Here is a 15288-nt window from a genome sequence, read left to right on the forward strand (position 1 = left end):
TGAAGATCATGCGAGGATTCGTGTGAATGAATAAGGAGGAAATTTTTACATGAGCAAAGTTATTGGTATCGACTTAGGAACAACCAACTCCTGCGTAGCCGTAATGGAGGGTGGGGAAGCAGTAGTTATTCCGAATCCGGAGGGTGCTCGTACGACTCCATCCGTTGTCGGATTTAAGAAAGACGGCGAGCGTATCGTTGGGGATACAGCGAAACGTCAAGCGATCACCAACCCGGATCGTACCATTATCTCTATTAAGCGTCATATGGGTACAAATCACAAAGAATCCATCGACGGCAAAGACTACACGCCGCAAGAAATCTCTGCTATCATTCTGCAGAAGCTGAAATCCGATGCGGAAGCTTATCTGGGCCAACCAGTAACCCAGGCGGTTATTACGGTTCCAGCATACTTTAATGACAGCCAGCGTCAAGCGACCAAGGATGCCGGTAAAATCGCGGGTCTTGAAGTGCTGCGTATCGTCAACGAGCCGACCGCTGCTGCATTGGCTTACGGCATGGAGAAATCCGAAGACCAAACCATCCTGGTATATGACCTTGGCGGCGGTACATTCGACGTTTCCATTCTAGAACTGGGCGATGGCTTCTTCGAAGTAAAAGCAACCAGCGGGGACAACCAGCTTGGCGGCGACGACTTTGACCAAGTGATCATTGACTACCTGGTAGCCGAATTCAAGAAAGAGCAAGGCATCGATCTCAGCAAAGACAAAGCAGCTGTTCAACGTCTGAAAGACGCTGCGGAAAAAGCGAAAAAAGAATTGTCCGGCGTACTGACAACCACGATTTCGCTGCCGTTCATCACCGTTGCTGACGGCGTGCCTCAGCATCTTGAGATTAACCTGACTCGTGCTAAATTCGAAGAATTGTCTGCTTCCCTGGTAGAGCGTACGCTTGGCCCGACTCGTCAAGCGCTTAGCGATGCAGGTTTGACCGCTAACGATATTCACAAAATCGTCCTTGTCGGCGGTTCCACTCGTATTCCTGCCGTACAGGAAGCGATTAAGAAATTGACAGGAAAAGAGCCTCACAAAGGCGTAAACCCTGACGAAGTGGTTGCGCTTGGAGCAGCCGTTCAAGCCGGCGTATTGACAGGTGACGTTAAAGACGTCGTGTTGCTCGACGTAACTCCGTTGTCCCTCGGTATCGAAACCGCAGGCGGCGTATTCACCAAAATGATCGACCGCAACACGACGATTCCAACAAGCAAATCCCAAGTATTCTCCACGTATGCCGATAATCAGCCGAGCGTTGAAATTCACGTGCTGCAAGGTGAACGCGAAATGGCTGCCGGCAACAAAACGCTGGGACGCTTCATGCTTGGAGACATTCCTCCAGCACCGCGCGGCGTGCCGCAAATCGAAGTTACCTTTGACATCGATGCGAACGGTATCGTAAACGTATCGGCGACGGATAAAGGTACTGGCAAGAGCCAGAAGATCACGATCACGTCCTCCAGCGGCTTGAGCGATGCTGAAGTTGAGCAAATGATGAAGGACGCTGAGCTTCATGCTGAAGAAGACCGTAAACGCAAAGAGCTGGTAGAAGCTCGCAACAATGCGGACCAACTCGTATACACGACCGAGAAAACACTCAAGGATCTAGGCGACAAAGTCGACGCTTCCGAAGTGGAAAAAGCGAACGAAGCGAAAGACAAAGTGAAGAAGGCCCTTGAATCCGATAACCTCGAAGAGATTAACGCTTCGGTAGAGGAGTTGACTCAAATCGTACAGCAGCTGTCCGTAAAGCTGTATGAGCAAGCAGCACAACAGGAACAGCAAGGTGCTGAAGGTGCTGACGCCGGCGCTCCTAAGAAAGACAATGTCGTAGATGCAGATTACGAGGTTGTTGACGAAGATAAAAACAAAGGTTAATCTGAATAGATTGTATGGGAAGGTCAAAGCTGCGCATCTTCGCACTTTGGCTTTCCTTATGTAAAAGAGTAATAAAGAGATTGGGGTGAAACCGTGGCTGATAAGCGTGATTATTATGAGGTGCTCGGTGTCGGCAAGGATGCATCGGACGATGAAATCAAGAAGGCGTACCGCAAAATGGCTCGCCAATATCATCCGGACGTGAACAAAGCGGCTGACGCGGAAGCCAAATTCAAGGAAGTGAAAGAGGCTTACGATGTATTGAGCGATGGTCAGAAGCGTGCGCAATATGACCAGTATGGTCATATCGATCCGAACCAAGGTATGGGCGGAGGCGGTTTCTCCGGTGATTTCGGCGGTTTTGGAGATATATTCGATATGTTCTTTGGCGGTAATGGTCGCCGTGATCCGAATGCGCCTCAGCGGGGGAACGATCTGCAATATACGATGACGGTTGAATTTAAGGAAGCGGTATTCGGTAAGGAAACGGATATCACCATTCCGAGAACGGAGACATGCGATACATGTCACGGCTCCGGTGCGAAGCCGGGCACGCAGCCGCATACATGTTCGGTGTGTAACGGCAGCGGGCAGCAAGAAGTCGTGCAAAATACGCCGTTTGGACGTATGGTAAACCGTCGCGCTTGCTCGAACTGTAACGGAACAGGGAAAATCATCAAAGACCGCTGCTCGACTTGTAACGGCAACGGCAAAGTGAAGAAGCAGCGCAAGATTCATGTTCGCGTGCCTGCTGGTGTGGACGACGGAGCTCAGCTTCGCATGACAGGTGAAGGCGAAGGCGGCTTCCGCGGCGGCCCGGCCGGTGACTTGTATATCGTCATCCGCGTGAAGCCGCATGACTTCTTCGAACGCGAAGGGGACGACATTTATTGCGAAGTGCCGCTTACCTTTGCTCAGGCTGCGCTTGGCGACGAGATTGAGATCCCGACGCTGACGGAGAGAGTGAAGCTGAAGATTCCGGCCGGTACGCAGACGGGAACCTTCTTCCGCTTGAAAGGCAAAGGGGTGCCTCGGCTTCGCGGCATGGGACAGGGTGACCAGCACGTCAAGGTTGTGGTCGTTACGCCAAGCAAGCTGAGTGATGATCAGAAAGAGCTGCTTCGTCAGTTTGCTTCCCTTGATGGCGAACAGACCCATGAGCAGGAACAGTCTTTCTTTGACCGTGTTAAAAAAGCATTCCGCGGTGACTAATACAAACTTATGGGGTTAATCCCCCTCATAGCTTAAAGAACAGCAGCAGGCTTAAGGTGATCAACCTTCGGCCTGCTGTTTTTTTGTTTCTGGGGACGGAAGGGAGCTTTAGGTGGTCTGCCAGCTTAAACAGCCGATTCCTCAAGAATAAAACACTTGACGATGAAGCAACCTAGGGAAGTTCCATCTAGGAAGTTGCAATCTTGAATTAGGAAATGCAGGTGAAATGAAGTGGCAGAGAAAAATATTTTGGCGTATTTTAAAAGCCCGGAAGAAGCCCAGCATGCTGCCCGCAAATTGCAGTCGCTGCGCGTTGCCGATATGTCCATCGACCGGTTTAGCGCCGATCCCGGCGGGGAGCTCAACAATCCGATGAATCCGTTGACAGGCAACATTGCAAGCTTAACAACGCTGACCTTAAATGCGGATATTTCGGGGCCGGGAGCCGGAATTCTCGGGGCGGCGGATCCGTCCGCCAGCGGGATGAGCAGCGGCGGGGAGGACGGAACCGAAGGCCGGGATATTTTGCTGACGGTTGTATTGGACGAAGGCGTATTTCCGCAAGCCATGCGGTTAATCGAAGAATCCGGCGGCATGATTTAAGGTAAGGACGGCTCTGATCTTTTATTTTGGAAAGGAGAACGGCATTCATGATGAGACGCGTAAAAAAAGGGAAAATCTCGAGCAAAACCGAGAAAATGATTGCCCTTCAATCCGCTAAGGCGGAGGATGTTGAATTTTCGGCCATGGAAGCCGATCACGATGATGTGGAAGCGCTGCGCAGAAGCGAGGCGGCGGATGAACGCCAATTGAAGAAAATTCTCGATGAAACCAGTAAAAATGTAGATTAGTCGTTATGGCTTCAGCGTTTGAAAGAGCCCTCTTACCTTTCTTGTTACGGAGGTGGTAAGCAGGGCTTTTTTGTTGAAGAGATAAGAAAGTATAAACTTCGGAGGATAGCCATCCTTATTCCGCAAGTAAAACTTCCGCCATATGAGGTCTGTCTTCTGTGAAAGTACGCTGATAGACGTATTCCGCATTTGACCGATTTGTAAGTAAAGTCCTCATGGTATTTTAGTACAAACTTTGTATCCGGGGTCCTCAATATAGTACAATAATAACTATGTATGAATGAGGAGGAACAGTAGCACATGTTATGGCATGAATTAACGATACATACCACGGAGGAAGCCGTGGAGATGATTACGAATTTCCTGCATGAGGCGGGAGCCGGAGGCGTTTCGATCGAAGAATCCGGTACGACAAACAAGAAGCGGGACACATCCCTTGGACAGTGGTTTGATGAGATCGTTCCGTTTAACGATATTCCTGAAGGGCAAGCCGTAATCAAAGGGTACTTTGATGAGACGGTGACCTTGGAAGCGATCCGTGATGAGATAACGCCGCGCGTGAATGAACTGAAGGAATTTGGGATTGATACAGGTGAAGTCAGGTATGAGATGAAGACCGTCGATGAGAATGAATGGGCAACGGCCTGGAAGCAGTATTTCAAACCGATCCGTGTATCCGAGCGATTGACAATCAAGCCGACATGGGAAGAGTACACGCCGGAATCCGATCAAGAATCGATTATTGAGCTGGACCCGGGCATGGCATTCGGCACTGGAACGCATCCGACGACTTCGTTATGCTTGCGCACACTCGAGATGGTGATCAAGGGTGGAGAGGAAGTCATAGATGTCGGGACAGGCTCTGGCATACTTTCCATCGGCGCCGCGCATTTGGGAGCTTCACGGATACTGGCTCTCGATCTGGACCCGGTTGCTGTATCCAGCGCAATGGAGAATACCCGTCTTAACGGTTTGGAAGATCGGATTACGGTCAAGGAAAGCGATCTGCTCTCTGTAATCACCAATCAATCCGATTCATCCGATCTGGGCGTGACGCTTCCGGTACAAGTTGTAGTGGCTAACATTTTGGCTGAGGTCATCCTGTTGTTTGTAGACGATGTATACCGGGCTCTTCGGCCGGGAGGCGCTTATATCGCCTCGGGCATTTACAAGAACAAAGAAGAGATCGTAGAAAAGGCGCTGATTGCCTCCGGTTTCGAAATTGCCGACATCTGCCGCGAGGATGATTGGGTTGCGTTCGTGGCGAGGAAAAACTGATTATGGAGTTTTTGGACCAACTGTTATTTTATCCGCTGGAACAACTTCCTTTTTATCTGATTGCTTTAATTATTGCCTTTACCGTGCATGAATTCTCGCATGCCTATTTTGCGAATAAATTCGGAGACCCAACGGCCAAGCTGCTGGGAAGGGTTACACTGAATCCGGCGGTACATTTTGATTTTCTGGGGATTATTCTCTTGCTGATTGCAGGTTTTGGCTGGGCACGGCCGGTACCGATCAATCGTGAGAACTTCAGCAACCCGCGCCGAATGAGCATCATTGTGGCGGCGGTGGGTCCGCTGAGTAATCTTATGTTAGGTATACTTGGTGCGCTCATTTATGCTGTTCTGTACCAAACCGGGATTATTCCTCCAGAGGGAATTACCAAGACGGATCAAGCGGTGCATTTGTTCTTTAATATATTTATATTGCTCAACTTCTTTCTATGTCTGTTCAATCTTGTTCCATTGCCTCCGCTGGACGGCTACAGGGTTCTTGAGAATGCGTTGCCTCCGCGTCTCAGTGCGAGGATTCAGAAGTTTGAGCAATGGTCGATCCTTTTCTTCCTGTTGATCATATTGTTGCCCGTGTTCCAGGATTATACGATCAAGCCCCTGTATGATGCGGCACATGCGCTGTCTTCCAAATTTTTGGACATGTTCATTATGATGACCGGCGGTTACAGGCTCTGATTTACTCTGGTCAGTTAGCACGAAAAGTTGTATGATGTGGTTTGGCGATTTTGGAGTTAGGTGAGGTTAAAGATGCAGCGATATTTTGTCACTCCCGAACAATTCGAGGGAGACCGTGTTGAGATTACGGGCGATGACGCCCGTCATATTACCAAGGTCATGCGAGGCAGGCTTGGTGATAAATTGATTGTAAGCGATGGGGCATCCCGCGAAGCCATGGTGGAGATTGAAAGCATCGAGGCGGCCAGTGTCATTGCCGTTGTAATTGAACCCATGGAGATGACCCAGGAACCGCGTCTGCAAGTGAGCATCGCTCAAAGCTTGCCGAAAGGCGATAAGATGGAGACCGTCATCCAAAAGTGCACCGAGATCGGCGCGGTGTCCTTTGTGCCCTTTTTATCGGACAGAACGATTGTTCAGTACGATGCCAAGAAGGAAGGAAAGCGGCTGGAGCGCTGGCGCAAGATTGCGAAAGAGGCGGCTGAACAGGCGCATCGTAACCGGATACCGTCTGTTGAACAGCCTTTGTCGTGGAAAAATCTGCTTGCAGCGTTTTCCGGCTATGATGCCGTATATTTTTGTTATGAAAAAGAGCATGGCTCCCAGCTGAGGGACGTGCTGAAGCCTTTTGTAGAGCAGGCGCTGTCGAATTCGGCCGAGAAGGCGAGCTTGCTGCTGGTCGTTGGACCCGAGGGCGGCTTTACGGAAGAGGAATGCCGAGCCGCCGAAGATGCAGGAGCCGTATCCGTTGGACTTGGAAGACGGATCCTTCGCTGCGAGACTGCCGGTATGACGGCGCTTGCCTGCGCACTATATGAATCTGGAGAAATGGGGGGCGTTTGAACATGCCATCCGTAGCGTTTTATACGTTGGGTTGCAAAGTCAATTTTTACGATACCGAGGCCATCTGGCAATACTTCAAAAATGAAGGCTACGACCAGGTGGACTTCGAACAAACCGCAGATGTTTATTTGATTAACACCTGCCACGTTACCAATACAGGGGATAAGAAGAGCCGTCAGATGATCAGACGCGCGGTTCGCCGCAATCCCGAGGCCATCGTGGCTGTAACGGGCTGCTACGCCCAGACCTCGCCTGCAGAAATTCTGGATATACCGGGTGTGGATCTTGTGATCGGGAACCAGGATCGCGATAAAATCATGGATTTCATCCATGATATTGAAAAGACGCGTCAGCCGATTAATGCTGTTCGCAATATTATGAAGACCCGGGTATTTGAGGAAATGGACGTTCCGGATTTCGCAGAACGCACTCGTGCATTTCTGAAAATCCAGGACGGATGCAACAACTTCTGTACGTTCTGCATTATCCCTTGGTCCCGCGGTTTGTCACGCAGCCGTGATCCGAAGAGCATCATCAAACAGGCGCATCAGCTGGTTGGAGCAGGGTATAAGGAAATCGTGCTGACCGGTATTCACACAGGCGGATACGGAGATGATCTTGAAGATTACAGATTGTCCGATTTGCTGTGGGATCTTGACCGGGTAGACGGTTTGGAACGGATCCGCATCAGCTCCATCGAAGCAAGCCAGATCGATGAGAAGATGCTGGATGTGTTGAACCGCTCCAGTAAAATGTGCCGCCACCTTCACATTCCGCTGCAAGCGGGGGATGATACGGTACTGAAACGGATGCGCCGTAAATATACAACCGAAGAGTTCTATAACAAGATGGGCTTGATTCGTCAAGCGATGCCCGATGTAGGCATTACGACGGACGTTATCGTTGGCTTCCCTGGCGAAACCGACGAGATGTTCCGTAACGGTTATGATCTGATGAAGGCAATTCAGTTCTCCGAGATGCATGTATTCCCGTATTCGAAGCGTACCGGCACGCCGGCGGCACGGATGGAGGATCAGGTGGACGAGGAAGTGAAGAATGCACGTGTGCATGATTTGATTGACTTGTCAGAGCAGTTGCAGCTTGCTTATGCTGAACGTTTTGTGGGTCAGATTCTGGAAGTGATACCGGAGCGCGAATACAAGGGAGCTCCTAACGGCGGAAAGATGCAGGGGTACAGCGATAATTACCTGCAGCTTGTATTCAACGGATCGCCTGATCTCGAAGGCAAACTGTGCCGCGTAAAAGTAACCAAAGCCGGTGTGAATGAATGCGAGGGTGAACTCCTCAGCGTCATGGATCATGGACTAAAGGCAGCTGCCCAGTAATTCCAATAGCGGCCATACCAGACAAGGATTTCATTTCCTGGCTACCGGAAGTGGAATCCTTGTTGTACATGAAGGAGGAATAGGAACATGACATATACACAGATTTCCGCAGGCGGCGTGGTATACCGTCATCATGAAGGGGCGCTTCAGATCCAGCTTATTTTGGACCGTTATGGAAAAACCTCGCTTCCCAAAGGCAAGATGGAAGCCGGTGAAACCGTCGAGCAAACGGCACTTCGAGAGATTTGCGAGGAGACAGGTATAGTCGGATCCATCACCTCTCCAGTGGACATTATTGCATATAAATACCATCATCCCGAGTTCGGCCAGGTGGACAAGGAAGTTCATTACTATCTGGTTAAGGCAGAAAAAGGCAGCTTAAAACCCCAAATCGAGGAAATCAACGGGGTGGACTGGTTCGAGCCTTTGGCCGCATGGAGGAAGCAGCGCAGCAACGGATATAATAATAATGATATCATCCTGCGTAAAGCGCTAACGCTGCTCGAGGTTAGCGTTCCTGCGGATGAAGATATGAAATTTTAGGTCTGTGCCCGCTTGTTCCAGAAGGGCAGATAGCATAGTGGGAGCGCGATAAGCGAGCATACGATATTAAACAAGGTTTGCGCATGGGCGATTTGCCCGGCCGGATCCGCTGCTAACCATCCGGATACGGCAGTTAAGCCCGATATGAACGGGGTAAAGAGCAGGACTCCGCCGATATTCAGCCCCATATGGGACCATGCCACGAATCGCCCTGCTCGGGTACTGCCGATGGCTGCGATAAGCGCTGTGGCGCAGGTGCCGACATTGGAGCCAAGAACGATGGCAACGCCGATCTCCGGAGGCAGGGCGCCACTGGCTGCAAGCCCCATAGCCATAGCGATGACAGCGGCACTGCTGTGCATCAGAGCAGTCAATATCGTTCCGGCTGCAATGCCCCAGAGGACGCTCCGCGAAGCGTGGTCCAGGAACCATTGGAACACACCGAGGCTCTGAAGGGTCGGGCCGATGGATTGCATGAATTGTATAGCAAGCAGCACCAGCGAGAATCCGGCGACAGCAAGGCATAAAAACTGGCTGCGGATCAAATTGTTTTTTAACTTGTCGTAGCTCGAAGGCGCGCGCTCGCTGACGAGTACGGCCCCGACCCATAGCATTAGCGAGAGGACAAGCAGCGGCATGGCGGCTTGTCCAATCTGGAGGCTGATGAGCTCGGTGGTTACCGTTGTGCCGATGTTCGTGCCGAGAATAACGCCCAGGGTACCGGCGAGGCTTAACAATCCGGCATTGGCAAAACCGATTGCCAGCACGGTTACGGCGGTACTGCTTTGCAACAGAGCCGTAACCGCCGTGCTGGCGATCATGCCCTTAAGGGGCGTGGATGTCGCTTTATGGAGCCACTTATGCAGCAGCGGACCGGCCCAGCGTTGAAGGGCAACCTCCATGACCTTCATGCCGAACAGGAACAGGACAAGACCATAACAGATGGGAAACCAGAGTGAGGATAGCATGATGTTCTCCTTTTAGAGGTTGTTCAAAAAGCTCTCTTTTGATAAGAAAACCAATCGAGGCCAATCAAGGATGAGCGACCGCGATTCAAAGGTAGGTTTTCTTGCGATATAGAATTTCATCAGCTCTGCTGATAACGAATAAATTCTATATCTAACACGAAGTAAATCAGGAAGTCACTCAGCATCGAATTTTGAATTCAGCCGGGCCTTCTGGTGCTCACGTACCAAACGTACGCTCCGCTCCTCAGTCCCTTGCTTCATCCAACCTTCTCGGTGCTGAAAACCGACCTTTTTGAACACGCATTTTTAGTGAAATAAAGTGGGGATATGAAGCATCCGCTGCTGTGAAAGTCAGGCGATAAACTTTTTTTCTTAATTACGTATATGACCCTTGGCGGACATGCATGCCTATGGAAATGGCCAGGGATAACTTAAGGAGTGAAATACAGTGCCATCGGTAATTTTGGAGCGCAGTCGAAAAAAGAGACTGGAGCAGGGGCATCCCTGGGTTTATAAAAGCGAGATTGCCTCTGTTGAAGGTGAACCCAAGCCGGGGGATATCGTATCGGTACTAAACCATCAAGGCCGCTTTCTCGCCTCCGGTTATTACAACCCGCAATCGCAAATCACCGTACGCACCGTTTCGTACGAGCCCGTTGAGACGATGGACAAGGCTTTTTTCGCCGCCAGGTTTCAGGAATGCCTGAAACACCGGGAACGGTTTATCGGAGATGAGAACGCCTACCGGCTGGTATATGGCGAGGCGGATTTTCTGCCGGGGCTGATTGTGGACCGTTTTGATGACGTACTGGTCATGCAGCTGCTGACGCTGGGGATGGATCGCTGCCGTGAGGACATCGTGAACGCGCTTGTCGAGGTGGTCCAGCCGAAAGGAATCTATGAACGAAGCGACGTGTCCATCCGGGAACTGGAAGGGCTGGAGCAGCGCACGGGTATTCTATACGGGGAATGTCCTCGCCACGTCACGGTGACGGAGAACGGCCTAAAGATCAAGGTGGATATCGAAGAAGGCCAGAAGACGGGATATTTCTTTGATCAGCGCGAGAACCGGGCATCCATTAAACCGTTAATGAATGGTTGGGGAAGCCGCAGCGGGATCACGCTCCAGACGGTGGAACGAGACGGTGAGAAGAAGACCTTACCGGTGAACAAAAGCGGAAAGGAAGTTACTTTTCCTTATTGGGATGGAGCCACGGTGCTGGAATGCTTTTCGCATACGGGAAGTTTCACGCTGCATGCCTGCCTTTATGGCGCCAAGAAAGTGACCTGCCTTGACATATCGGAGCATGCCATTGAAAGCGCCAAAGAGAATGTGGAATTGAACGGATTCCAGGAGCGCGTGGAGTTTGTAGTGGACGATGCCTTCCAATATTTGCGCAATCAGGTGAAAGGGCTGGAGGAACGCGAGTTGCGTGCGCAAGGGGATCAGAAAGTGGATACCTCCAAACCGCTGACCGCAGGAGGCGGACGTTCCTGGGATGTGGTTATTCTGGACCCGCCGGCTTTTGCCAAAACCAGGTCTGCCGTTAAAGGGGCTTGCCGCGGATATAAGGACATCAATCTTCATGGCATGAAACTGGTGAATGAGGGCGGTTATTTGGTTACGGCAAGCTGCTCGTACCATATGCGGCCGGATTTGTTCCTGGAGACCATTCAGGATGCGGCAAAAGACGCCGGAAAAATTCTGAGACTCGTGGAATGGCGTGCGGCTGGCAAGGATCATCCGCAAATTCTCGGGGTCGACGAGGGGCATTATTTGAAATTTGCCGTGTTTGAAGTGCGCAGCAAATCGAAACTTTAAAGTGCAGCAGCACGGTAGAAGCGAAGGATCTTGCCATGGTGGGTGAACCACAATGGCAGGGTCCTTTTTTTGTATGCCCGCAATAATTTGGAATGGGAATGAAATCCAAACGTATGTTCCATCAAACGATACTTATGCTATACTAGTAATCAGCATCTTTTTTGATAGAGAACGAACCAAGACAGGGATTTTATATGAATTTTGATGCATTTGACTAATAGATTCAAGGGCATGATTTCACCGGAAACGCAGCTGTTTTGAAGGGTGAAGGAGTCCTTTTCGGAGACGATGTAAAGGAGGCATAGCATGAGCATTCAATTTGTTATTGGCAGGTCGGGCAGCGGCAAGAGCACGTCGATCCGCCAAGAGATGATCGAGCGATTGGAGCAAGATCCCAAGGGGAATCCGATGATACTGATCGTTCCCGAGCAAGGGTCCTATGAAGCGGAGCATGCACTCGTTAATGCGGGAGGCATTCGCGGGATGATGCGCGCGCAAGTGCTCAGTTTCCGTCGACTGGCTTACCGTGTCATGCAGGAAACCGGCGGGGCCGCGAAGGTGGCGATCAGCGAAGAAGGCAAGCGCATGCTGCTGTACAAAATTTTGCGGAGGCGCAAAGAAGAGCTTCAATTGTTCGGTGCTTCGGGAGAGCAGCATGGATTTGTCGGTAAGCTGAGCGAGCTGTATACAGAAATGAAGCGCTATTGCATTGATGCTGCCTGCGTGGAGGAGCAGCTGGGACAGATGCTGTCAGGCTCTGGGAATTCTCCGATGCTTCGGCGCAAGCTGGAGGACATCGTAACGGTTTTTCGCGATTTTGAGCTTGAGATTTCAAGGTTCTACATGGATGAGGAAGATACGCTGGCCTCATTGGCAGAGGGCGTGACCCAATCAGAGTATATCAAGCGCGCGGACATTTGGATCGATGGCTTCCATGGCTTTACGCCGCAGGAGTACCGGGTGCTCCGGGAAATTATGACGCATGCCAACCGCGTAACGATTGCGTTGACACTGGACAAGCCTTATACGAACGGGAATGTTCCGCATGAGCTGGATCTCTTTCATCCTACCGCGGTGACGTACATAAAGCTTGAAGGCATTGCCGATGAGATGGGGTTGGATATGGAGCATCGTATTCTGCAACCCGATGTTCTTCCGCGGTTTCAAGAGTCCCCTCTGCTTGCCCATCTCGAGCGCGGTTATGATCGGAAGAAACGTTGGACGGAAGCTGCCCGTGACGGAGTTACAGTGAGCCATCCGGACGGCAGCAGGGCAGGTCTTCTTCTGCATGCTGCCAGTCACCGCCGGGCTGAAATTGAAGGGGCTGTACGCGAAATGGTGCGTCTCGCTCGAGAAGAAGGAGCAAGATACCGGGAAATGGCCGTGTTTGTCCGGAATATGGGAGAATATGAGCATCTGATAGGTCCTTTGTTCAGGGAACACGGCGTTCCTTATTTTCTGGATCAGAAGCGAAGCGAACTCCATCATCCGCTGGTCGAATTTATTCGCTCTGCGCTGGATATCATCGGACGCCGCTGGCGTTATGAGGACGTATTCCGCTGTGTGAAGACGGATCTGCTGCTGCCGCTGGACGGATCGCTTACCCGTGAGGACATGGACCGTCTGGAAAACCATGTGCTGGCTTCCGGAATCCAGGGCACACGCTGGACGGATGGACGCCCTTGGAAGGGAATTCCAAGTCTCTCATTAGAAGACGGAGAGAGTGAGGTGCGAAATCCGCATGGGATGCAGGCGATTGAGTATGCCAGAAAGGTGATTACGGAGCCGCTGCATGCGTTTGAGAAGCGGATGAAGAAGGCAACGAATGCGATGGATCAGAGCACGGCAGTCTACCGGCTTCTGGAGGAAGCCGCTGTTCCTGAGAAGCTCGAGCTGTTAAGCCGCGCTGCCCTGGATGCCGGGCGTCCTGAGGAAGCCAGGGAGCATCGCCAGGTATGGGGGGCAGTGCTTGACCTGCTCGATCAGATTGTGGAGATGATGGGTACGGAGAAGCTCAGCACCGAATTGTTCACGGGCGTGCTGGGTACGGGACTTACGGAGATGAAAATGGCTCTGGTGCCACCTTCTCTGGATCAAGTGCTGATCGGCAGCATGGATCGGACACGGACGGGCGGGGTGAAATATGCTTTTCTGCTCGGCATTAATGATGGTGTTCTCCCAGCCCAGTTCCAGGACGATGGGATCCTGACAGAACCGGAGCGTGTTCAGCTCGAAGACCGCGGCTTGGAGCTTGCTCCAAGCATATCCCGCAGACTGCTGGATGAACGGTTCCTGATTTATAATGCTCTGACTTCGGCCAGTAATCAGCTGTGGGTCAGCTATCCTGCGGCGGACGATGAAGGCAAGACGTTGCTGCCATCCGAGGTCATCCGCCATTTGAAGCTGATGTTTCAGATGGAAGAGGTACCATTGTTTCCAAGACCGCATGCCGGGCAATCAGCCAGTGAGCAGGAGCATTATGCCGCCCGTCCGGATAAGACGCTTGCTTATTTAACGGGGCGGCTTCGTGACTGGAGGAATGGTGAGGAGATTCCGGACTTTTGGTGGCATGTGTACAACTGGTATGCGGAACAGCCGGAATTAAGGCCACGTCTTTCTTCGATGCTCTCGTCCTTGTCTTACCGGAATGAAGCCCGGCCGCTTAAGCAGGAAACCAGCAGGCAGTTGTACGGAACGAAGCTGCGGACAAGCGTATCCCGGATGGAGCGCTTTGTTTCGTGTCCTTTTTCCCATTTTGCTTCTCATGGTTTGAAGCTGAGAGAACGGCAGTTGTACCGTCTTCAAGCTCCTGACATTGGGCAGCTGTTTCATGCTGCCTTAAGCAGCATGGCCGTGAAGTTTCAATCACAGCATCGAAGCTGGGGAGACCTGACCGCGGAGGAATGCCTGCGCGAGGCGGAAGCAACAGTCGATCGGCTTGCACCCATGCTGCAGGGTGAAATTCTACTGAGCTCCAAGCGATATGGATATATTTCGCGCAAGCTGAAAAACATCGTGGGCAGAGCGTCCGTAATTTTGGGTGAACAAGCAAGGCGCGGCAAATTTGAGCCGATCGGTCTCGAGCTCGATTTCGGTCCCGGGAAGCCGCTGCCGCCGCTGACGTTTGAATTGCCGAACGGGGTCAAGATGGAGATTGTCGGGCGCATTGACCGGGTTGACATGGCACGCGGAGAGCATGGGATCATGCTTCGAGTCATTGATTATAAATCCAGCCAGAAGGATCTGCGGTTGCATGAGGTCTATTACGGGTTATCCTTGCAGATGCTGACCTATCTGGATGTGCTGCTGACGTTTGCGGAGGACTGGCTCGGCGAACAGGCCTTGCCTGCGGGAACCTTGTATTTCCACGTTCATGATCCAATCCTGCAATCCGCAAACGGCATGACGCCGGAGCAGGCGGCAGAGGAGCTGCTCAAACGATACAAAATGAAGGGCCTGCTGCTGGCAGACCGCGAAGCGGTCTCCCTCATGGACTCGTTCCTTGAAAAAGGACATTCGACCATTCTGCCCGTCGCCGTCAAAACGGACGGCAGCTTCTACAGCAGCGCGGCCGTGGCAACGCCTGACCAGTGGAAGACCTTGTTGTCCGCCGTGCGGGAGAACATGCTGAATATCGGCTCCAGAATTACGGGAGGCGATGTCGCGATTGTGCCGTACCGGATTCAGCAGGAGACTGCCTGCACGTACTGTTCCTTCCGGCCTGTATGCCAGTTCGACGACGCAATTGAGGGCAGCGAATATCAGCTGCTCGGTAAACCGGGTAAAGATCAGGTTTGGGAGATGCTTGGACATCCGAAGGGAGGAGAGAGCCGGTGAGA

The 15288-nt window shown here is 51.7% G+C and carries 12 protein-coding genes; 11 read left to right on the top strand and 1 reads right to left on the bottom strand.

Going from position 1 to position 15288, the window contains the following annotated elements; genetic code table 11:
* The first annotated feature begins 49 nt into the window (after positions 1-49).
* From dnaK to MKX98_RS09425, 9 genes are all read left to right on the top strand, one after another.
* On the top strand, positions 50-1891 hold the full coding sequence (gene dnaK, locus MKX98_RS09385; protein WP_194541625.1) for a molecular chaperone DnaK: 1842 nt from the start codon (positions 50-52) through the stop codon (positions 1889-1891).
* Positions 1892-1984: 93 nt separating this feature from the next.
* The gene (dnaJ, locus tag MKX98_RS09390; protein ID WP_071222920.1) at positions 1985-3103 is read left to right on the top strand and encodes a molecular chaperone DnaJ; all 1119 of its coding nucleotides are present in this window, start codon (positions 1985-1987) and stop codon (positions 3101-3103) included.
* A 231-nt stretch (positions 3104-3334) separates the two neighbouring features.
* Positions 3335-3706: a hypothetical protein gene (locus tag MKX98_RS09395; protein ID WP_113058333.1), complete on the top strand. Its 372-nt coding sequence runs from the start codon at positions 3335-3337 to the stop codon at positions 3704-3706.
* Between the two features lie 47 nt (positions 3707-3753).
* Entirely contained in the window at positions 3754-3954 is a 201-nt protein-coding gene (locus MKX98_RS09400; protein ID WP_009590798.1) for a YfhD family protein, read from the top strand.
* Positions 3955-4254: 300 nt separating this feature from the next.
* Positions 4255-5232, top strand: coding sequence for a 50S ribosomal protein L11 methyltransferase (prmA, locus tag MKX98_RS09405; protein WP_220686061.1), 978 nt, complete (start codon positions 4255-4257; stop codon positions 5230-5232).
* Between the two features lie 2 nt (positions 5233-5234).
* Positions 5235-5927 carry a site-2 protease family protein gene (locus tag MKX98_RS09410; protein WP_194541627.1) on the top strand — a complete coding sequence of 231 codons (693 nt, stop codon included), beginning with the start codon at positions 5235-5237 and terminating at the stop codon, positions 5925-5927.
* 72 nt (positions 5928-5999) lie between these two features.
* On the top strand, positions 6000-6770 hold the full coding sequence (locus MKX98_RS09415) for an RsmE family RNA methyltransferase (RefSeq protein WP_339222745.1): 771 nt from the start codon (positions 6000-6002) through the stop codon (positions 6768-6770).
* A 2-nt stretch (positions 6771-6772) separates the two neighbouring features.
* Positions 6773-8116 (top strand): tRNA (N(6)-L-threonylcarbamoyladenosine(37)-C(2))-methylthiotransferase MtaB, encoded by a 1344-nt coding sequence (gene mtaB, locus MKX98_RS09420; RefSeq protein WP_194541629.1) that lies wholly within the window; start codon positions 6773-6775, stop codon positions 8114-8116.
* 87 nt (positions 8117-8203) lie between these two features.
* Positions 8204-8659: an NUDIX domain-containing protein gene (locus MKX98_RS09425; protein ID WP_194541630.1), complete on the top strand. Its 456-nt coding sequence runs from the start codon at positions 8204-8206 to the stop codon at positions 8657-8659.
* Here MKX98_RS09425 and MKX98_RS09430 read toward each other — a convergent pair.
* Positions 8656-9627: a Na/Pi symporter gene (locus tag MKX98_RS09430; RefSeq protein WP_220686060.1), complete on the bottom strand. Its 972-nt coding sequence runs from the start codon at positions 9625-9627 to the stop codon at positions 8656-8658. The two genes, MKX98_RS09425 and MKX98_RS09430, sit on opposite strands and share 4 nt — an antisense overlap.
* A gap of 448 nt (positions 9628-10075) precedes the next feature.
* Here MKX98_RS09430 and MKX98_RS09435 point away from each other — a divergent pair, with 448 nt between their 5' ends.
* Together MKX98_RS09435 and addB are read left to right on the top strand one after the other, a co-directional pair.
* On the top strand, positions 10076-11449 hold the full coding sequence (locus MKX98_RS09435; protein ID WP_339222748.1) for a class I SAM-dependent rRNA methyltransferase: 1374 nt from the start codon (positions 10076-10078) through the stop codon (positions 11447-11449).
* A 306-nt stretch (positions 11450-11755) separates the two neighbouring features.
* Entirely contained in the window at positions 11756-15286 is a 3531-nt protein-coding gene (gene addB, locus MKX98_RS09440) for a helicase-exonuclease AddAB subunit AddB (RefSeq protein ID WP_339222750.1), read from the top strand.
* Positions 15287-15288: the final 2 nt, after the last annotated feature.

Origin of the sequence: Paenibacillus sp. FSL W7-1332, from assembly GCF_037969785.1 — a bacterium.
Lineage (GTDB): Bacteria > Bacillota > Bacilli > Paenibacillales > Paenibacillaceae > Paenibacillus_AQ.